Origin of the sequence: Mesorhizobium sp. M0676, assembly GCF_040320535.1 — a bacterium.
Classification (GTDB): Bacteria; Pseudomonadota; Alphaproteobacteria; order Rhizobiales; family Rhizobiaceae; genus Mesorhizobium.
This window is the reverse complement of sequence record NZ_JAMYPU010000006.1, coordinates 1-20393: the sequence shown is the minus strand read 5'-3', so window position 1 is coordinate 20393 and position 20393 is coordinate 1. Positions and strand designations below refer to the sequence as shown.

Annotated in this window: 16 protein-coding genes; 11 read left to right on the top strand and 5 right to left on the bottom strand. The window is 64.5% G+C overall.

All coding sequences use genetic code 11. The features are described 5' to 3' along the window. Positions 1–2: 2 nt before the first annotated feature. Positions 3–800, bottom strand: coding sequence for an FCD domain-containing protein (locus tag NKI35_RS08180; RefSeq protein WP_352739455.1), 798 nt, complete (start codon positions 798–800; stop codon positions 3–5). 205 nt (positions 801–1005) lie between these two features. Between NKI35_RS08180 and NKI35_RS08175 the strand changes: the two genes are divergently transcribed. From NKI35_RS08175 to glcF, 4 genes are all read left to right on the top strand, one after another. Then, on the top strand, positions 1006–2328 hold the full coding sequence (locus NKI35_RS08175) for a DUF3422 family protein (RefSeq protein ID WP_352739453.1): 1323 nt from the start codon (positions 1006–1008) through the stop codon (positions 2326–2328). A gap of 256 nt (positions 2329–2584) precedes the next feature. Further along, positions 2585–4081: an FAD-linked oxidase C-terminal domain-containing protein gene (locus NKI35_RS08170; protein WP_352739451.1), complete on the top strand. Its 1497-nt coding sequence runs from the start codon at positions 2585–2587 to the stop codon at positions 4079–4081. 217 nt (positions 4082–4298) lie between these two features. After that, positions 4299–5510, top strand: a complete 1212-nt coding sequence (locus NKI35_RS08165; protein ID WP_352739449.1) for an FAD-binding protein — start codon at positions 4299–4301, stop codon at positions 5508–5510. Between the two features lie 4 nt (positions 5511–5514). Continuing rightward, entirely contained in the window at positions 5515–6840 is a 1326-nt protein-coding gene (gene glcF / locus NKI35_RS08160) for a glycolate oxidase subunit GlcF (RefSeq protein WP_352739447.1), read from the top strand. Between the two features lie 4 nt (positions 6841–6844). Here the strand turns inward: glcF and NKI35_RS08155 are convergent, their stop codons facing one another. Together NKI35_RS08155 and NKI35_RS08150 are read right to left on the bottom strand one after the other, a co-directional pair. Further along, positions 6845–7765 carry a bifunctional 5,10-methylenetetrahydrofolate dehydrogenase/5,10-methenyltetrahydrofolate cyclohydrolase gene (locus NKI35_RS08155; RefSeq protein ID WP_352514657.1) on the bottom strand — a complete coding sequence of 307 codons (921 nt, stop codon included), beginning with the start codon at positions 7763–7765 and terminating at the stop codon, positions 6845–6847. A 271-nt stretch (positions 7766–8036) separates the two neighbouring features. Continuing rightward, positions 8037–8783 carry a L,D-transpeptidase gene (locus NKI35_RS08150; protein WP_352739445.1) on the bottom strand — a complete coding sequence of 249 codons (747 nt, stop codon included), beginning with the start codon at positions 8781–8783 and terminating at the stop codon, positions 8037–8039. A 209-nt stretch (positions 8784–8992) separates the two neighbouring features. On the opposite strand from NKI35_RS08150, the gene NKI35_RS08145 reads away from it, so the two are divergent. Continuing rightward, positions 8993–9631, top strand: a complete 639-nt coding sequence (locus NKI35_RS08145; RefSeq protein WP_023670545.1) for a DNA-3-methyladenine glycosylase I — start codon at positions 8993–8995, stop codon at positions 9629–9631. A 127-nt stretch (positions 9632–9758) separates the two neighbouring features. Here the strand turns inward: NKI35_RS08145 and NKI35_RS08140 are convergent, their stop codons facing one another. Then, positions 9759–10001 (bottom strand): hypothetical protein, encoded by a 243-nt coding sequence (locus NKI35_RS08140; RefSeq protein ID WP_023732340.1) that lies wholly within the window; start codon positions 9999–10001, stop codon positions 9759–9761. Between the two features lie 203 nt (positions 10002–10204). Here NKI35_RS08140 and hisS point away from each other — a divergent pair, with 203 nt between their 5' ends. From hisS to NKI35_RS08115, 5 genes are all read left to right on the top strand, one after another. Next, positions 10205–11710, top strand: a complete 1506-nt coding sequence (gene hisS / locus NKI35_RS08135) for a histidine--tRNA ligase (protein WP_352739442.1) — start codon at positions 10205–10207, stop codon at positions 11708–11710. Positions 11711–11888: 178 nt separating this feature from the next. Beyond that, on the top strand, positions 11889–13007 hold the full coding sequence (locus NKI35_RS08130; RefSeq protein WP_352739440.1) for an ATP phosphoribosyltransferase regulatory subunit: 1119 nt from the start codon (positions 11889–11891) through the stop codon (positions 13005–13007). Beyond that, positions 13004–13705 (top strand): ATP phosphoribosyltransferase, encoded by a 702-nt coding sequence (gene hisG, locus NKI35_RS08125; protein WP_352712733.1) that lies wholly within the window; start codon positions 13004–13006, stop codon positions 13703–13705. The genes NKI35_RS08130 and hisG overlap by 4 nt, the downstream gene beginning before the upstream one ends. Before the next feature lie 231 nt (positions 13706–13936). Then, on the top strand, positions 13937–15697 hold the full coding sequence (locus tag NKI35_RS08120) for an AMP-binding protein (RefSeq protein WP_352739438.1): 1761 nt from the start codon (positions 13937–13939) through the stop codon (positions 15695–15697). 96 nt (positions 15698–15793) lie between these two features. After that, a complete protein-coding gene (locus tag NKI35_RS08115) occupies positions 15794–16897 on the top strand; it encodes a calcium:cation antiporter (RefSeq protein ID WP_352739436.1) in 1104 nt (367 codons plus the stop codon). Positions 16898–17004: 107 nt separating this feature from the next. On the opposite strand, the gene NKI35_RS08110 is transcribed toward NKI35_RS08115, so the two are convergent. Beyond that, on the bottom strand, positions 17005–17913 hold the full coding sequence (locus tag NKI35_RS08110) for a hydrogen peroxide-inducible genes activator (RefSeq protein ID WP_352739434.1): 909 nt from the start codon (positions 17911–17913) through the stop codon (positions 17005–17007). 140 nt (positions 17914–18053) lie between these two features. On the opposite strand from NKI35_RS08110, the gene katG reads away from it, so the two are divergent. Next, positions 18054–20249: a catalase/peroxidase HPI gene (gene katG / locus NKI35_RS08105; RefSeq protein WP_352739432.1), complete on the top strand. Its 2196-nt coding sequence runs from the start codon at positions 18054–18056 to the stop codon at positions 20247–20249. Positions 20250–20393 lie beyond the last annotated feature (144 nt).

The window sequence follows — 20393 nt, the reverse complement described above, 5'->3', positions numbered from 1 at the left end:
CGTTAGCCAGTCGTCTTGAAGCCGTCGTCGGCGTCGGAGCGCTGCTTAAGCCTGAGCCGCGACACGCGCTGCCAGTCGCCGCTGCGTTCGGCCTCGAGCATCGAGCGCTCGACATAGGAGATATGGTCCATCGCCGCTTGGCGGGCAGCTGAGGGATCGCCGGCCTTCACGGCTTTGTAGATCGCGCGGTGCTGGTCCAGCAGCGCCTCCCGCGCTCCGGGCACGCTGAACACCAGAAGCCGGTTCTGGAACACGCCTTCAGACAGCAGCCGGTAGCAGGAGCGCAGCGTGTGCAAGAGGATGATGTTGTGCGCGCATTCGCACACAGCATGGTGGAACTCGACGTCGATTTCCGCCTCGTCGTCGAAATCGCCGGTGCGGTGCGCCTCGTCCATGCGCGCCATGATGCGGTCGAGCAGCGCAATGTCGTCCGCTGTCGCGCGCCGCGCCGCATATTCGGCCGCCACGCCTTCGATCTCGCGGCGGTATTCCAGATAGTCGGTCACCGCCTTGCGGTGCATCGAGATGAGGTCGGTCACCGGCTTGGTGAACAGCTGGCCGATGACGTCGGCGACATGGGTGCCCCCGCCGGCCTTGGTGATCAGCAGCCCGCGCCCTTCCAGCGCCTTCAGCGCGTCGCGCAGGATCGGCCGCGACACGTCGAACTGGCGCGCCAGCTCGCGCTCGCCCGGCAGCCGGTCGCCGGTGCGCAGCACGCCTTCAAGGATCAGGCTTTCGATCTGCTGCACCACCTCGTCGGCGGTGCGCGAATGCTCGATCCTGGAGAAAATATCGCTCAACGGGGGCCTGGGAAATTGAACCTGTGTCGCGCAAGATAAAGCCAGCGTCGCCAACTGGTCAAATTATTTATCCAATTCGCCCAATCGGGCCGGTCTGCGCGTCGCGCCGGCAGGACCTACGATGCTAGACTTTGGTGTTTACGCGCCTCATGGATTGCCTTTAGAGGACGCCATCACACGAAGGGTCGAGAACAGGGGGACCACCGTGTCGGACGAGACGTCCAACCTCGAATTCCAGCCGCGCGCCCAGGGCAGCGTGATGGGCTTTCCCGCGCATGAGGGACGGCCCGGCGCGATCGGCGAGGTCCATGCCCGGCCGCATCCGCTGATCGAGAAGCCGCGCGTGCTCGTGCAACTCGCCTTCATGACCGAGGGCGGCTCCGGCGTCGACATGGCCGTGCTCTCCGAACTGTCGCGGCGCCTCGGCATTGCCGCGCCCGACCGTCATGCCCGCCACCACGCCATGAAGTGGGGCAAGGGCACGCTGCGCTGGGAGCGGCATACGGAATTTTCGACCTATCTGTGGGAAGGGCCGCTGGCCGAAAGCAGCAGGGCGCAGGAGGATTCTCCTTTCGGCAACGGCTTCTCGCCGCCGGGAACGGTGATCTCAGGCATAAGGCTGGAGATCCGCAAATGGACGCCGGCAAGCGAGAAGCTGATTGCGGCCTTCGACCCGACGAGCCTCTGCTATTCGCTGGTCGAGCGCGGCAATGCGGCCATCGTCACCGATTTCCGCCAGGACGGCGACGGCCTGACCCGCATCCTGGTGCTTGATCGCGGCCTGACGCCGGCGCGGACCGGCGCGCTGTCGCAGCGGCTGATCGACGTCGAGACGTATCGCACGCTTGCCATGCTCGGCCTGCCGCTGGCGCTGACGCTGTCGGGCCGCGCCCGCCGCATCGAGGACCGGCTGGCGCAGACCACGCTGGAAATGAAGGTCGCTGAAACCCGCGACAGCCAGACGCTGCTCGCCGACCTGACCGAGCTTGCCGCTGAACTCGAGGCTGATGCCGCCTCCAGCCTCTATCGCTTCGGCGCCAGCCGCGCCTATGACGGTATCGTTGTCGAGCGGCTGGAAGCGCTGGAGGAAGAAGCCGTGCCCGGCTACGACACTTGGGGCGGCTTCCTGCAGCGGCGGGTGGCGCCTGCCATGCGCACCTGCCGTTCGGTCGAGGAGCGCCAGGCCAACCTGTCGCGCAAACTAACCCGCGCCACCACGCTGCTGCGCACCTGGGTCGATGTCGAGGTCGAGAAGCAGAACCGCGATCTGCTGGCGTCGATGAACAACCGCGCCCGGCTGCAACTGCGGCTGCAACAGACGGTGGAAGGCCTGTCGGTGGCAGCAGTGTCCTACTATGTCGTCGGCCTGATCTCCTATCTCGCCAAGGGCGCCTCGATCTTCGGCCATGCCTTTGCACCCGAAATCGTCACTGCCGCGGCGGTGCCGGTCGCCATCGTGCTGGTCTGGTGGGGCGTGCGGCGAGTCAGGCGGATGCATTCCGAGCCGGCGAAACATCCGGGGGAGTAGGAGCGCACTTTACCCTCCCCCTTGTGGGGAGGGTCGATCCGCATAGCGGATCGGGGTGGGGGTGCTCGTAAAGCTTCGTCGCGCGGACCCCCACCCCGCTCACTGCGTTCGCGACCCTCCCCACAAGGGGGAGGGTGAATAGCGGCAGATTGCCGCTGCGGAAGGCTGGCAGTACGCTCTTTGCCCGACGCGGTGTTTGCAACATCCGAATGTAACTGGTAAAAGATTTTTACCAGCCAAGCGGAGGACGCTGCCGATGTCCGGCCTTGTCATGCCCAAGCCAGACGACGCCACGATGCGAAGGCGGGCGGAGATCGTCGCCGACATGCGCATCATCGTGCCGGGCGAGGGCGTCGTCGACGCCACCAATGAAATGCGCGCCTTCGAAAGCGACGGCCTCACCGCCTACCGGCAATTGCCGCTGGTCGTGGTACTGCCCGAGACGGTGATGCAGGTGTCGCGGGTGCTGAAATACTGCAACGACCGCAACATCCGTGTCGTGCCGCGAGGCTCCGGGACCTCGCTCTCCGGCGGCGCGTTGCCGCTTGAAGATGCCGTGCTGCTGGTCATGAGCCGCTTCAACCGCATCCTTGCCATCGACTATCCCGACCGCGTCGTCGTCGCCCAGCCGGGCGTCACCAATCTCGGCATCACTACTGCCGTCGAGCAGGAGGGCTTTTATTACGCCCCCGATCCATCCTCCCAGATCGCCTGCTCGATCGGTGGCAATGTCGCGGAAAATTCCGGCGGCGTGCACTGCCTGAAATACGGCCTGACCGCCAACAATGTGCTCGGCATCGAAATGGTGCTGATGAATGGCGAGGTGGTGCGGCTTGGCGGCAATCATCTGGACTCGGAAGGCTATGATCTCCTCGGCGTCATGACGGGGTCCGAAGGCCTGCTCGGCGTCGTCACCGAGGTCACCGTGCGCATCCTGAAAAAGCCAGAGACGGCCCGCGCTCTGCTGATCGGCTTTCCGACCAGCGAGCAGGGCGGCCAATGCGTCGCCGACATCATCGGCGCCGGCATTATCCCTGGCGGCATGGAGATGATGGACCGGCCGGCGATCCATGCCGCGGAAGATTTCGTCCACGCCGGCTATCCCCTTGATGTCGAGGCGCTGCTGATCGTCGAACTCGACGGGCCGGGCGTCGAGGTCGATCACCTGATCGGTCTCGTCGAAGCGATCGCCTACAGGAACGGCTCCACCACATGCCGCGTCTCGCAATCCGAACAGGAGCGGCTGAGCTTCTGGGCCGGTCGCAAGGCGGCCTTCCCGGCGGTCGGCCGCATCTCGCCCGACTATTACTGCATGGATGGCACCATCCCGCGCAAGGAACTGCCGCGCGTGCTCGCCGGCATGCGCGAACTGTCGGAAAAATATGGCCTCGGCGTCGCCAACGTCTTCCACGCCGGCGATGGCAATCTGCACCCGCTGATCCTTTACGACGCCAACGTGCCGGGCGAACTCGACAAGGCGGAAAGCTTTGGCGCCGACATTTTGCGGCTCTGCGTCAAGGTCGGCGGCGTCCTGACCGGTGAGCATGGCGTCGGCGTCGAGAAGCGCGATTTGATGCCGGAGATGTTCAACCAGATCGACCTCGACCAACAAATGCGCGTCAAATGCGCCTTCGACCCCAACCATCTGCTCAACCCGGGAAAAGTGTTCCCGCAACTGCGCCGCTGCGCGGAGCTTGGACGCATGCATGTGCATCGCGGCCAGGTGGCGTTTCCGGACATTCCGAGGTTTTGATGGGGGCGGAATGTCTCACGTCGGCGATCCTTCGCGCCCCCCTCTGTCCTGCCGGACATCTCCCCCACAAGGGGGGAGATCACCAGTCATCTCTGCCTTCGCCAATCTTCGACGTTGCTAGAGAGGCGCGGTCGCCAAAGCTGCTAATCTCCCCCCAAGTGGGGGAGATGTCCGGCAGGACAGAGGGGGGCGCGAAGGAACTCGACCCATCTTCGCCATGACGACCTTCACCCCCACCACATCGGCCGAGATCCTCTCCACCGTCCAATGGGCGGCGGCGGAAGAGTCACCTTTGGAAATCATCGGCCACGGCTCCAAGCGCGGCATCGGCCGGCCACAGCAGAGCGAACACACGCTCGATCTTTCGAAGCTCACCGCCGTCACGCTCTACGAGCCGGCCGAGTTGGTACTGTCGGCCAAGGCCGGCACGCCGCTTTCCGAGATCGAAAACCTGCTCGCCGAAAGCGGCCAGCAACTCGCCTTCGAACCGATGGATTATGGTCCTTTACTCGGCGGCGAGCCCGGCAAGGGCACCATCGGCGGCGTGCTCGCCGCGAACCTGTCCGGCCCGCGCCGGCTGAAGGCGGGGGCTGCACGAGACCATATTCTGGGAATCAATGCGGTTGCCGGACGCGGCGAGGCCTTCAAGTCCGGCGGCCGCGTCGTCAAGAATGTCACCGGCTACGATCTGTCGAAGCTGATGGCCAACAGCTGGGGCACGCTGGCCGTGTTCACCGATGTCACCTTCAAGGTGCTGCCGGCGGCCGAGACCGAGGTGACGCTTGCCATGCGTGGCCTACTCGACGATGCCGCCTCTGCCGCCATGGCGCTGGCGCTCGGCTCCAGCGCCGAAGTGTCGAGCGCGGCCCATCTGCCCGAACGCATCGCCGCGCGCGTTGCCGGGGGCAGTCTAGGCACCGACGCTGCAACGCTGCTGCGCGTCGAAGGGTTTGGCCCATCGGTCGCCTATCGCATTGAGGCGCTGAAGACCCTGCTGAAAAATGCCGGCCCGCTGCAGGAGATCGCAGGCGAGACATCACATACCCTCTGGCGTGACATAAGGGACTGCACGCCCTTCGCCGACCGTAGCGAAAAGCCGGTCTGGCGCGTCTCCATGGCGCCGTCTCAGGCCCATCAGATGGTGCTGACGCTGCGCATGCAGATCGGTGTCAGCGCCTTCTACGACTGGCAGGGCGGGCTGGTCTGGCTGCGCATGGAGGAGGGCGATCCCGAGGCCGCCCTGCTGCGCGGGCTGATCAGAAAGCTTGGCGGCGGCCACGCCACGCTGGTGCGCGCCACCCCTTCGCATCGCGCCGCCGTCCCGGTGTTCGAGCCGCAGGCACCGCATAAGGCCGCACTGTCGGCGCGGCTCAAGGCCGAGTTCGATCCCAAGTCCATCCTCAATCCCGGCCGCATGGCCCAAGGCTAAGATAATGCAAACCAACTTCTCCCTTGCCCAGCTCGCCGATCCGCATGTCGCGGAATCGGAGAAGATCCTGCGCAAATGCGTGCATTGCGGCTTCTGCACCGCCACCTGCCCGACCTATGTGACGCTTGGCAACGAACTGGATTCGCCGCGCGGCCGCATCTATCTCATCAAGGACATGCTGGAGAATGGCCGCCCGGCCGACAAGGAGATCGTCACCCATATCGACCGCTGCCTGTCCTGCCTCGCCTGCATGACGACCTGCCCGTCGGGCGTCAATTACATGCACTTGGTCGACCATGCCCGCGCCCATATCGAGGAAACTTACAAGCGGCCGCTGCTCGACCGGCTCACCCGCGCCATGCTGGCCTTCGTGCTGCCCTATCCCGCGCGCTTTCGCGCCGCGCTGAAATTGGCGAGACTCGGCAAGCCATTCATTCGTCTGTTCGAAAAGGTGTCGGCCCTGAAGCCGCTCAGCGCGATGCTGAAGCTGGCACCGGCCTCGATCCCGACGGTCTCGCCAATGGCCTCTTCCGGCATTCATGCCGGGCAGGGGACGAAGAGAGGCCGCGTCGCCATCCTCACCGGCTGCGCCCAATCGGTACTCGACCCCGCCATCAACGAGACGACGATTGCATTGCTGACCAGGCTTGGCGTCGAGGTCGTGGTGCCGCAGGGCGAAGCCTGCTGTGGCGCGCTTGTCCATCATATGGGCCGCGAGGCAGCAGCCCTTGCCTCGGCCCGGCAGAATGTCGATGCGTGGACGCGTGCCATCGACCAGGGCGGGCTCGATGCCATCGTCATCACCGCGTCCGGCTGCGGCACAACGATCAAGGACTACGGCTTCATGCTGCGCCTCGATCCGGCCTATGCCGACAAGGCCGCGCGGGTCTCGGCGCTGGCCAGGGACATTACCGAATATCTCGCAAGCCTCGACCTGCCCGAGCCGGTGCGCAAACCCGGCACCGTCGTCGCCTATCACTCCGCCTGCTCGATGCAGCACGGTCAGAAGATCATCCGCCAGCCGAAGGAATTGCTGTCCAAGGCGGGCTTCGTCGTGCGCGAACCGCGCGAGGGGCATCTGTGCTGCGGCTCCGCCGGCACCTACAACATCCTGCAGCCGGAGATTTCCGCAAGGTTGCGTGACCGCAAGGTGAAGAACATCGAGGCGACCGACGCCGAAATCGTCGCCACCGGCAACATCGGCTGCATCACCCAGATCGCTTCCGCCGCGAAGCTGCCGGTGGTGCACACGATCAAGCTGCTCGACTGGGCCTATGGTGGTCCGAAGCCGGAGGGCGTCTCCGAAGGAAACCTGGTCGCCGCCGAGTAAGCAGCTATTCCGCTGCCAGCCGGCCCACCACGCCATACGTCGCCTGGTAGCGCGCGCGCTGGCGGCTGAGCGCTACCATTGTGTTGCGCAGCAAGATCGCCACGGTGATCGGACCGACGCCGCCGGGCACCGGCGTGATCCAGGACGCGACTTCCTTCACGCTCTCGGTGTCGACGTCGCCGACGATGCGGCTCGTGCCGTCCGGGCCGATCTCGGAATTGATGCCGATGTCGATGACGGCCGCACCGGGCTTCACCATGTCGGCCTTGATCAGCCTGGGCTTGCCGACGGCGACGAACAGTGCGTCGGCGCGGCGCGCATGGGCGGCCACCGAGCGCGTCATGTGATGGCACACCGTCACCGTTGCGCCTTCGCTCATCAGCAGGAAGGCAATCGGCTTGCCGACGATTTCAGAATGGCCGACGACGACGACTTCCAGCCCCTTGAGGTCAAGGCCGGTTTCCTTGAGCAGCTCGACCGAGGCCGCAGCCGTGCAAGGCGCGAGGTCGAGCTGATTGTAGACGATGTTGCCGATCGACGCCGGATGCATGCCCTCGACGTCCTTCAGTGGATGCACCGCCGCTTGCAGCGTCTTGATCGGGATATGCGCCGGCACCGGCCGCTGGATGATGATGCCGGTGACGCGCGGGTCGGCGTTCAGGCCGTGGATCGCCGCCTCGAGTTCGCCGGCGCTGATGTCGGCGGGGAACCGCCGCTCCTCGAAACCGATGCCGGCAAGGGCGGCCTTGGCGCGCTGGTTGCGCACATAGACATCGACGGCAGCGGTATCGCCGACGGTGATCGACACCAGCTTGGGCGGAAAACCTTCGGCGGTGGCGATGGCGGCATCCTCGCGCACGGATGCCATGATGCGCTGGGCGACCGGGCCGCCCCGGAGATAGCGGCTATCGTCTGGCGGAGACATGGCTGGACCTTTGCAGCGGAGTTTGGCGCAGGGGAGTTTGGCCGTCCCTATAGCAGGGGAAATGCGGCAAGGCAGCGTGAAAGCGAACCGTCATCCCCCTGGCGCGACGTTCTGGCGCAGCCTGGCTCAGCTATAGCCGCAAAGAGAAAGGGCAGCGCGGTTTCCCGGGCTGCCCTTTCCTGACTGGCCGCATCCCCACACGGCCCGTCCCCCGTAAACTCTTCCCGATCCTGAAGCTCTAACCTTCTGGACCAGATGATTCGGTAGCCGACTATATCACGACCACGGTCGTTCCAACATTGACCCTCTCGTAAAGGTCAACCACGTCCTCGTTGCGCATGCGGATGCAGCCGGAAGACACCGAGCCGCCGATGGTCCATGGCTGGTTGGTGCCGTGGATGCGGTATTCCGTCGTGCCGAGATAGAGCGCGCGGGCGCCGAGCGGGTTCTCTTCGCCACCGGCCAGATAGGTCGGGAGGTAGCGGCCCTTGGCGGCCTCGCGCTTGATCATCTCCGCCGGCGGGCGCCAGTCCGGCCAGACGCGCTTGTTGGTGATCTTGTGCGTGCCAGACCATTCGAAGCCAGGTTTGCCGGTGCCGACGCCATAGCGCCGCGCCTTGCCGTTCTTCTCGACCAGGAACAGGAAGTTCTGCGTCGTATCGATGACGATCGTGCCCGGCCTCTGCGGGCCGTCATAGGCGACTTCCTGCGGCAGATAGAGCGGATTGATCTGCGGCCGCATCACCACGCGCTTGGCCGGCGCCTGCAGGGAAGCGGTGCGCACCCGGTCAGGCCGCGCCGGCTGCGCATAGCGAATGCGCGGCTGCTGGATCACCTGGCGGCTGCTCTGCCGCACAATGCCGGGCGCGCGGCCGAGCTGCAGCACCCAGGGTGCGGAAAGGTCGGGACTCACCATCACCGGCGGCCTGTCGGCATAGCGGTCGTTGGCGGCAGACGAGGTGACGCCGGCGGCCAGAATGGCCACGGCGCCGAGCACGGAACGCAAAAAGATCTTCATCGGAACGCACCTTGATCGTCGAACGGACGGAGGCGGAACTTGCCCCCGGTTGCGCGATCCTTGGCGCGAAGCCACAACCGAAACATGAATCGGAATGCGTAAAATGCCGCTTTGTCAGTAAACCTTTTGGTGTGGTTACCGCCGGGTTCAGGAATCTGGTAAAGCCGCGGTAAATGCAGCGCGAAAGCGCGTTAACGGATGGATTGGCCATGGCGCAAGACAACACCGGACTGCTTACCGGCTCCGACGGGATCACGCGCTGCTTCTGGCACGGCAATCTGCCGGACTATCTGCACTACCACGACCATGAATGGGGCCGGCCGGTCGCCGACGACCGCAGGCTGTTCGAAAAGATCTGCCTCGAAGGCTTTCAGTCCGGCCTGTCCTGGCTGACCATTCTGCGCAAGCGCGAGAATTTCCGCGAGGCCTTCGCCGGTTTCGACTTCGACAAGGTCGCTGCCTTCACCGACGAGGATGTCGAGCGCCTGGTCGCCAATGCCGGCATCATCCGCCACCGCGGCAAGATCGTCTCGACCATCAACAACGCCAAACGGGCGTGCGAAATGGTCGACGAGTTCGGCTCGCTGGCCGCCTGGTTCTGGAAGTTCGAGCCGGGGCCGAAGGAGCGGCCGGCGGTGGTGGACATGGCGCATCTACGCGCCAACCCGACGACAGGGGTCTCGATCAGGATTTCGAAGGAGTTGAAAAAGCGCGGCTGGACCTTTGTCGGCCCGACGACGGTCTACGCCTTCATGCAGGCGATGGGTCTGGTCAACGACCATCTCGAAGGCTGCGTGTGCCGGGAGCAGGTGGAGAAGGAACGCAAGGCCTTTAAGAGGCCGAAGTAGGGCGCTGTCCCCCTACCTCCCCCTTGTGGGGAGGTCGCGCCAAGGGCGCGGGTGGGGGTATCTTGGCGCCGCACCCCCACCCCGACGCTACGCGTCGACCCTCCCCACAAGGGGGAGGGTAAGGAACTCACGTCCCGCTGGCGCCCGTCAGAAAAAGCCCGGCGACAATCGCCGCCAGTGCCGCAAAGGTCGGATAAATCACCAGCAATCCAGTCATCAGCGCCTCGCGCATGGTGGAACGCTTGCGCTCGTCGGCGGTGACCTCGAACGGACCGAGGCTCGCCGTCACCGGCGCACGGTTCTCGGCCGGCCGCAGTCGAACTTCATGCAAGCCGTCGTCTCTGATGTCGAACTTGTGTGCCGCAGTCATGGCCCCAACCCTTTGTTTCGGCGCGCTTATCGGCTCTGATTGTGTCGGCACGATGCCGCGCCGATGGCGGAATTGTTTCCTTTTGGTGCGTTTTGTTTCGGAGGAGAAGGAAAAAGCGCAAACCCTTGCCGCACCAAGCCGCTTCGGTTAGGACACGCCGACTCCAAATAAGTCATCGATTACTTAGCGAAAAGACCCATCCCATGGCCGACAAATCGGAAAAGACGAAAGCGCGGCTGCCGCGCGGCTTTGCCGACCGCAGTGCGGACGACATCCGTGCCGTCGAAAAGATGATGGCGACGATCCGTTCGGTCTATGAGCTCTACGGTTTCGAGCCGGCCGACCAGCCGCTGATCGAATACACCGATGCGCTGGGCAAGTTCCTGCCCGACCAGGACCGGCCTAATGAGGGCGTATTTTCTTTCCAGGACGATGACGAGCAGTGGCTGTCGCTGCGCTACGATTTGACTGCGCCGACAGCGCGCTACGTCGCCGAGAATTTTGAGAAGCTGCCGAAACCCTATCGCAGCTACCGCTCCGGCTGGGTGTTCCGCAACGAAAAGCCCGGCCCGGGCCGCTTCCGCCAGTTCATGCAGTTCGACGCCGACACGATCGGTACGCCGGGCGTCGCAGCCGACGCCGAGATGGCCATGATGATGGCCGACGTGATGGAAGCGCTTGGCATCAAGCGTGGCGACTACGTCATCCGGGTCAACAACCGCAAGGTGCTGGATGGCGTGCTGGAGGCGATCGGCCTTGGCGGTGACAACAATGCCGGCCGCCGGCTGACCGTGCTGCGCGCCATCGACAAGCTGGACAAGCTCGGGCCGGAAGGCGTGAAGCTTCTGCTTGGGCCGGGCCGATGGGATGGCGGCAAGGAAGGCGAGGGCGACTTCGCCAAGGGCGCTGGTTTGGACGACGGGCAAGCTGAAGCAGTTCTCCTCGCCACGGCAAGGAACGCACAGGTCGACCAGGTTTCCATAGTGAGCTCGAACCCGACTTACCAAGAAGGCGTCGGCGAGCTCGCGACGATTGAAGCCCTGGTCAGGGCGGCCGGATATGGCGAAGATCGCATCGCCATGGACCGCTCCGTCGTGCGTGGCCTCGAATACTACACCGGCCCGGTTTTCGAGGCCGAGCTTCTGGCCGAAATCCCCAACGAAGACGGCCAGATCGTGCGCTTCGGTTCGGTCGGTGGTGGCGGCCGCTATGACGGGCTGGTCTCGCGCTTCCGTGGCGAGCCGGTGCCGGCGACCGGCTTTTCGATCGGCGTCTCCCGCCTGATGACGGCGCTGAAGAACCTCGGCAAGCTGGACACCACAGACGTGATCGCGCCGGTCGTCGTGCTGGTGATGGACAAGGATACCGAAAGCCTCGGCCGCTACCAGAAGATGGTGGCCGGCCTGCGCGCGGCCGGCATCCGCTCCGAAATGTATCTCGGCGGCGCCGGCATGAAGGCGCAGTTGAAATATGCCGACCGCCGCGGCAGCCCGGTTGCCATCATTCAGGGCGGCGACGAGCGCGCCAAGGGCGAGCTGCAGATCAAGGATCTGATCGAAGGCGCACGCATGTCAGCCGAGATCACCGACAACGCCGAATGGCGGGCCGCAAGGCCAGCGCAGGTGACCGTGGCGGAGAGCGAGCTGGTCGCCGAGGTGAAGAAGATTCTGGCGGCGCAGGCGGCCGACCGTGCGAAGGGTGGCGCTTGAACACCCCCCTCTGGCCTGCCGGCCATCTCCCCCTCAAGGGGGGAGATTGGATGTCATCGGCGCTTTCGCAAATCTTCATCGCTGCAGGAAACGATCCGACGCTAAAGCTGCCAATCTCCCGCCTTGAGGGGGAGATGGCCGGCAGGCCAGAGGGGGGTGCCTCGCACCCAACCAGCCGATGACTCGCTATCCCGCCATCGCATCCGAAATCACTAAGCTCTTCGCCACCCGCAACACCCATGCGGTTGAGGTCGCGGTGCTGCAGCCGGCCGACCCATTCCTCGATATGGCCGGCGAGGATCTGCGCCGCCGCATCTTTCTCACCGAAAGCGAGACCGGCAAGACGCTGTGTCTGCGGCCCGAATTCACCATCCCCGTCTGCCTCGACCACATCGCCTCGCAGGCGGGCACGCCGCGTCGCTATTCCTACATCGGCGAAGTGTTCCGCCAGCGCCGCGAGGGCGGCAACGAGTTCTTTCAGGCCGGCATCGAGGATCTCGGTGACCGCGATACGGCCGAGGCCGATGCGCGTTCGCTGGTCGATGCGCATGCGCTGCTGCAGCTGGTGCTGCCGGCGCAACCTCTTGCGATCACGCTCGGCGACCAGACCATCTTCGAGGCGGTGCTGGCGGCCCTCGGCCTGCCGCGCGGCTGGCGCATGCGACTTGCGCGTGCCTTCGGTTCGGCGCCGATGCTGCAGGCAGCGTTGTCCGATCTCGCCAACCCGCCACGCAACGGTGAGCTTGACGGCGAAGTCGCGGCCCTGGTGCTCGATGGCGATCTCGAAGCGCTTTCCGCCCACATTGCCGGCGGCATGGAAGAGGCCGGCCTTTTGGCATCCGGCGGACGCGCGCCAGTCGACATTGCCCGGCGGCTGATCGAAAAGGCCGAATTGCGCAGCGTGCGGCTGTCGAACGAGGCCTTTGCAGCACTCAGGGATTTCCTCGCCATTGACGTGCCGCTCGACGGCGCGAGTGCTGCGCTCGAAAGTTTTGCGGCCTCTGCCGGGCTTTCGCTGGGCGCGGCGCTGGAAAAATTCGCCGCCCGCGCCAAAGCCATCGAGGCACATGGCCTGCCTGCAAAGACGATCCGCTACGACGCTGCCTTCGGCCGTCCGCTGGATTACTACACCGGCATCGTTTTCGAGATCGAAGCACTTGGTGGCGAGCGGCCGCTGGCCGGCGGCGGTCGCTACGACCGGCTGCTGACCCTGCTCGGCGCCAAGACGCCGATCCCCGGCGTCGGCTTCTCTGTCTGGCTCGACCGCATCGAAGCGCTGCGGGGAGAGCCGCAATGATCACGCTGGCGATCCCATCGAAAGGCCGGCTCAAGGAGCAGGCCTTGGAGTTACTGGCCAGGGCCGGGCTTGCCGTCAGCCTGCCCGGCGATGAGCGCCAGTACCGCGCCCGCATCGACGGCGCCGAGGGCATCGAGGTGGCGTTCCTGTCGGCGTCCGAAATCGCCGGCGAGATTGGGCAAGGTTCGGTCGACCTCGGCATTACCGGCGAGGACCTGCTGCGCGAAAACCTCGCCGACTGGGAGGCGCGCGCCGAAATCGTCGCTCGCCTCGGCTTCGGCCATGCCGATGTCGTGGTCGCGGTGCCCGGCATCTGGCTCGACGTCGATACCATGGCCGATCTCGACGATGTCGCCGCCGATTTCCGCCAGCGCCACGGCAGGCGACTGAGGATCGCAACCAAATACTGGCGGCTCACGCAGCAGTTCTTCTCGCAAAAGCACGGCATCCAGGTCTACCGCATCGTCGAAAGCCTCGGGGCCACCGAAGGCGCACCGGCGGCAGGCCTCGCCGACGTCATCGTCGACATCACCACCACCGGCTCGACCCTGCGCGCCAACCATCTCAAGGTGCTGGCCGATGGGGTTGTGCTGAAGTCGCAGGCCTGCCTCGTGGCTGCCAGGAAAGATCGTGCTGCTGCGGATGAGGCGCTAGTGCGGGAAATAGCCGCGAAGATGAGCGCGCTCCCTCCCCCTTGAGGGGAGGGTGGACTGCCGCCAAAGGCGGATGGACGGGTGGGGTCGCTCCGGCAGTGCTCGACGCGAGACCACCCAAGCCGGGTCGACCGTGACCAAGGAAGTCGAGCACTTCGCCGAGGACCCCACCCGCCTCGCTTCGCGAGGCACCCTCCCCTCGAGGGGGAGGGGAACCGCCTGTACTTTCCACCACCCCATCAGGCTGCTAGGCTCACTCATCGGGAGGAAACGGCGATGGCGATTAATCTCGACGAGCTCAAGAACGCCACCAATCTGCGCGGGCGCGGCAGGGCGTTCATCGCTCCGCTCGACGGCCGGGCACATGTGTCGGGCGACCGTTCGGTGCCGCTGCTCGACAAGACGATCCCTCAGCTTTTCTCCGACACGGTCGGCAGATACGCCACGCAGGATGCTGCCGTCTTCGTCGGCCAGGACAAGCGCTTCACCTGGAGCGAATTGTCGGACACGGTCGATACGCTCGCCGCCGGCTTCCTGGCGCTCGGCCTCGAAAAAGGCGACCGTGTCGGCATCTGGTCGCCCAACCGCTGGGAATGGCTGGTCACCCAATTCGCCACCGCTCGCATCGGCCTGATCCTGGTCAACATCAACCCGGCCTACCGGCTGACCGAGCTCGAATATGCCCTCAACAAGGTCGGCTGCAAGGCGCTGGTCACCGCCGCCAGTTTCAAGACCTCCGACTATCTCGGCATGATCGAGACGCTGGCGCCGGAGCTCGCCAAGGCCACCCCCGGCAAGCTCAAGGCGCAGAAATTGCCGGCGCTGAAGATCGTCATCCGCATGGGTGATGACAACTCGCCCGGCATGTTCAATTTCGCCGACGTGCTGTCGATGGCCGGCCGTGACGAGCATGACAGCCTCGACCGCATCTCCGAAGGGCTGAAGCCGGGCGAAGCCATCAACATCCAGTTCACTTCGGGCACGACGGGCGCGCCCAAGGGCGCGACGCTGACCCACACCAACATCGTCAACAATGGCAATTTCGTCACCGCTGCGATCAAGCTCACCGTCGACGACCGGCTCTGCATCCCGGTGCCGCTCTACCACTGCTTCGGCATGTCGATGGGCACGATGGGCTGCGTCACCAAGGGCGCGACCATGGTGTTTCCTGGCGAGGGTTTTGACGCCGGCGCGACGCTGAAGGCGGTGGCGCAGGAACGCTGCACCGGCCTCTACGGCGTGCCGACCATGTTCGTCGCCATGCTTGACCACGCCGACTTCACCAGCTTCGATCTCTCCAGCCTGCGCACCGGCATCATGGCGGGCTCACCATGCCCGATCGAGGTGATGAAGAAGGTGGTGACGCTGATGCATATGGAAGAGGTGACCATAGCCTATGGCATGACGGAGACGAGTCCTGTCTCCTTCCAGAGCAGCGTCGACGATCCGCTGGAAAAGCGCGTCTCCACGGTCGGCCGCATCCACCCGCATGTCGAGGTCAAGGCCATCGACGCCGATGGCGCCACCGTCGCAATCGGCACGCCCGGGGAGCTTTGCACACGCGGCTATTCCGTGATGAAGGGTTATTGGGACGACGGGGAAAAAACCCGCGAGGCGATCGACGCCGATGGCTGGATGCACACCGGCGACCTCGCCACCATAGATGCCGAGGGCTATTGCAACATTGTCGGCCGGGTCAAGGACATGGTTATCCGCGGCGGCGAAAACGTCTATCCCAGAGAGGTCGAGGAATTCCTCTACCGCCATCCCAAGGTCAAGGAGGTGCAGGTGTTCGGTATTCCCGACGCCAAATATGGCGAGGAGCTGTGCGCCTGGATCGTGCTGAAGCCCAACCAGATCGCCACCGAGCAGGAGATCAAGAATTTCTGCGCCGGCCAGATCGCCCACTACAAAATCCCCCGCTACATCCGCTTCCGCACCGAACTGCCGATGACGGTGACGGGAAAACCGCAGAAGTTTCTGATGCGCGAGGCGATGGTGGAGGAACTGGGGCTGGTGGTGCAGAAGACGGCTTGAGGGTTGAACGCCGGGGGACGGGACTGCCCGGCTTCGAAACGACACTGGGGTGCTCGACAGGCTTCCGCAAGGTTCGCCGAACGCATTGGGGCTTGAATGACTGGTTTCGCACGATCAGCGACTTCCTATGCGATGCCTTTGGCCGCGCTGGCACTGGCCGTTGCGGTCAGAGCCAGCGGGCTACCGGTGGACGAAGGTTCGCCGAGCGTCAGGATTCTCGTCGGAGCGCTCTCGAGTGCGATCATGTTCATCACTATTTTCGTGGTGCTCGATCACGCCGAGGCGGTGGCCCACCGTGTGGGGGAACCCTACGGCACATTGGTGCTGACTTTTGCCGTAACGGCAATCGAGGTGTCGATCATCGTTTCCATGATGCTGCATGGAGAGAACAACCCCACGCTTGCACGTGAGTCCGTCTTCTCGACGGTGATGATTGCCTCCACCGGCGTTGTGGGGACGTGTCTCACGTTTGGCGGCTGGCGTCATCGCAAGCAGGCAATTGTCCGGCAAGGGACAAGCGCATATCTGGCGGTTCTGGCCGCACTGACCGTCATGACGCTTATCCTGCCGACCTATACACGGACCACCGATCCCGGCACATTTTCGGCAGCTCAGCTTGGCCTTGTGAGCGTACTTTCCGTGCTGCTCTATGCAAGTTTTGTGTTCGCGCAAACCGTCCGGCACCGGGACGACTTCATCGAAGGACTGGCACACGACCTTTCGGCGCGAACCGCCCCTCACAAAAGCATCTCTTCCAGCGCTCTGCTCCTGGCAATCGGACTGATCGGAATTGTCATGCTCGCCGAGCAGGTTGCCGCAAGTGTTGAAAATGCGCTCGTTGCTTACCAGGTGACCCAGGCTGACAGCATTGTGGGGGCAATGATCGCGGGTCTGGTTTTGATGCCGGAAGCCATTTCGGCGGTTCGCGCTTCACTCAACAATGAGCTGCAGCGCGGCCTGAATGTCGCAATGGGTTCGGCTTGCGCCACGATTGGTTTGACGATACCTGCGGTCGCAGCAGCCAGCCTGCTTACGGGACGAGGGTTGACCCTGGGGCTCCCGGAAGCTGACGCAGTACTTTTGGTTTTAGCGCTTTTCATATGCGGCGTAAGCTTTAGCAACGAAAGGACGACCTTCCTGACCGGAATCGTCCATGCCGTGGTATTTTTCGCGTATGTATTTCTGGTATTTATCCCTTGAGGCTTTGGTGCGATCTGGCGACCAGCCGTCAAGGCGGGTATTCTCGAACGCGCCTGATTTGAGTTTCTTTTCGGGGTTCCCAAGGCGCCATCTAAGACCCGAACGACTCACACCCCCATCACCACCCCATCCAGCCCGCGAATGATCTTCGCCAACTCGACGCACTCATCATGCCGCACCTTGTTGCGGCGCCAGGCGAGGCAGATCGTGCGTTGCGGCATTGGCTCCTGGAAGGGCACGATCTTGAGGTCCGGCATGGCGCTGGCCGGCTTCGCCGCCATTTCCGGGATAAGCGTGACGCCGAGACCATGCGCCACCATCTGCAGCAGCGTCGTCAGGCTGGTGGCGCCGTAGCTTGCCATCGCTACGGGACGCACGCTGCCGCACAGGGCCAGCGCCTGTTCGCGCAGGCAGTGGCCTTCCTCCAAAAGCATCAACCGCTCCAGCGCCAGGCTTTCCGGCGGCACCGGTGGCGAGGCGAAGGCTGGATCTCCGGATGGCACGGCGAGGAAGAAGCGGTCGGCGAACAGTTCCTCGGTGACCAGGCCGGGCTGGTCGAGCGGCAGCGCGGCGATGAAGGCGTCGAGCCGTCCGGTTGCCGTGTCCTCGACTAGCGATGCGGTGACTGCTTCGCGCAGTTCGAGTTGCAGGGACGGAAAATGCCGTTTCAGTTCCGGCAATACATGCGGCAGCAGATAGGGTGCCACGGTCGGGATGATGCCCAGCCGGAAGCGGCCTTCCATGGCCGGGCGGCCGCGCCGGGCCGTCGTCTCGACATCACTGATGTCGCGCAGGATGCGCTCGATGCGTGGCAGCAGCGCTTCCGCCTCTTCCGTCATCCGCACCGTCTTGCCGCCGCGCTCGAACAGCCGGCAGTTCAGCCTTTGCTCCATCTCGGCGATCTGCGCGGACAGCGCCGGCTGGCTGACACCGGCGAGTTTTGCGGCGCGGCCGAAATGCAGCGTTTGCGCCAAAGCCTCGAAATACTGCATCTGCCGCACCGTCAGGCCAATCATAAGGAAAACCTATCGCAACAAACAGGAAAGGCAATTTGTTTTTATCGAAGAGACGGCTTAGTCTGGAACTATTCCAGAGTGGCGCGGCTCCCGGCCGGCCCGGAAAAACCAACACATAAATCAGCAATTCGGAGGCCAAGATGGACGCGATGACCGACGACAACAGCGCCGGCAAATGCCCGGTCGCGCATGGAACCTCCGCCAGGACCAACCGCGACTGGTGGCCGAACCAGCTCGACATCGGCGTTCTCCACCAGCAGTCGAGCCTTTCGGACCCGATGGGCGAAGCTTTCGACTACGCCGCGGAGTTCAAGACGCTCGACCTCGACGCGGTGATCAAGGATTTGCACAAGGTGATGACGGATTCGCAGGATTGGTGGCCGGCCGATTTCGGCCATTACGGGCCGCTGTTCATCCGCATGGCCTGGCACAGCGCCGGCACCTATCGCATCGGCGACGGCCGGGGTGGCGCCGGTGCGGGCCAGCAGCGTTTCGCGCCGCTGAACAGCTGGCCGGACAACGCCAATCTCGACAAGGCGCGCCGGCTGCTGTGGCCGGTCAAGCAGAAATACGGCCGCAAGATCTCCTGGGCCGACCTGTTGATTCTCACCGGCAACGTCGCGCTGGAATCGATGGGCTTCAAGACCTTTGGCTTCGCCGGTGGCCGCGCCGATGTCTGGGAGCCCGAGCAGGATGTCGACTGGGGTTCGGAAACCAAGTGGCTCGACGACAAGCGCTATTCCGGCGACCGTGAGTTGCACGGCCATCTCGGCGCGGTGCAGATGGGCCTGATCTACGTCAACCCGGAAGGGCCGAACGGCAAGCCGGATCCGCTGGCCTCGGCCCGCGACATCCGCGAGACCTTCGGACGCATGGCAATGAACGATGAGGAAACCGTGGCGCTGATCGCCGGCGGCCACACCTTCGGCAAGACCCATGGCGCCGGTGATGCAACACTGGTCGGCGCCGAGCCGGAAGGCGCGGGCATCGAGGCGCAGGGCCTCGGCTGGTCGAGCAAGCATGCCACCGGCATTGCCGGCGATGCGATCACGTCCGGCCTCGAAGTTACCTGGACGACGACGCCGACCAAGTGGAGCAACAACTTCTTCGACAATCTCTTCAACTTCGAATGGGAGCTGACCAAGAGCCCGGCCGGGGCCCATCAGTGGACGCCGAAGGGCGGCTCTGGCGCGGTTACGGTGCCGGACGCGCACAATCCCTCGAAGCGTCATGCGCCGGCAATGCTGACCACCGACCTCGCGCTGCGGGCCGACCCGGCCTATGAGAAGATCTCCCGCCGCTTCCATGAGCATCCGGAGCAGTTCGCCGATGCCTTCGCCCGTGCCTGGTACAAGCTCACCCATCGCGACATGGGGCCGGTCGTGCGGTATCTCGGCCCGTTGGTGCCGAAGGAAGAGCTGATCTGGCAGGATCCGGTTCCGGCCGTCGACCATGAGCTGGTCAGCGACCAGGACATTGCATTGCTGAAGGCCAAGATCCTGGCTTCGGGCCTCAGCGTTTCGCAATTGGTCTCGACCGCCTGGGCCTCGGCCTCGACCTTCCGCAACTCCGACAAGCGCGGCGGCGCCAATGGCGCGCGCATTCGCCTGGCGCCGCAGAAGGACTGGGAGGTCAACCAGCCTGTCGAACTGGCTAGCGTGCTGGCGAAGCTCGAAGCCATCCAGAACGAGTTCAACGCAAGCGGCAAGAAGGTCTCGCTGGCCGACCTCATCGTGCTCGGCGGCGTCGCCGCGGTCGAGAAAGCCGCAACGGATGGCGGCAATGCGGTGAAGGTTCCCTTCACGCCCGGCCGCACCGACGCCTCGCAGGCGCAGACCGACGTCCATTCCTTTGCGGCGCTCGAGCCGAAAATTGACGGCTTCCGCAACTTTGTCAGGGGCAAACCGCCGATGTCGGTCGAAGCCATGCTGGTCGACCGGGCGCAACTGCTCAACCTGACGGCGCCGGAGATGACGGTGCTGGTTGGTGGCCTGCGCGTGCTCGGCGCCAACACCGGCGGCTCGAAGCATGGTGTGTTGACCGACAGGCCGGGCACGCTGACGAACGACTTCTTCGTCAACCTGCTCTCGATGAGCACCATCTGGGATCCGGCCTCCGAGCCGGGCTCGCATGAGGTCTATGAAGCACGCGACCGCAAGACCAGGGCAGTCAGGTGGACCGCCACACGCGCCGACCTGATCTTCGGCTCGCATGCGCAGCTGCGCGCGCTGGCCGAGGTCTACGGGTCGGCGGATGCCGGGCAGAAATTCGTTGGCGATTTCGTCAAGGCGTGGACCAAGGTGATGAACGCCGACCGTTTCGACATCGCTGCCTGATACAACCTCCCAAACGAAGGGGGGGGGGGCAGGGGCGCCCCCCGGGGGTTTTGGCGGCTGGGTAAAAATCGGTTTTGGAGATTAGGGGCCAGGCTGCGGCCCCCGGCCATGCGGGCGCCGGCACCAGCGGCCAGAGAACAACAC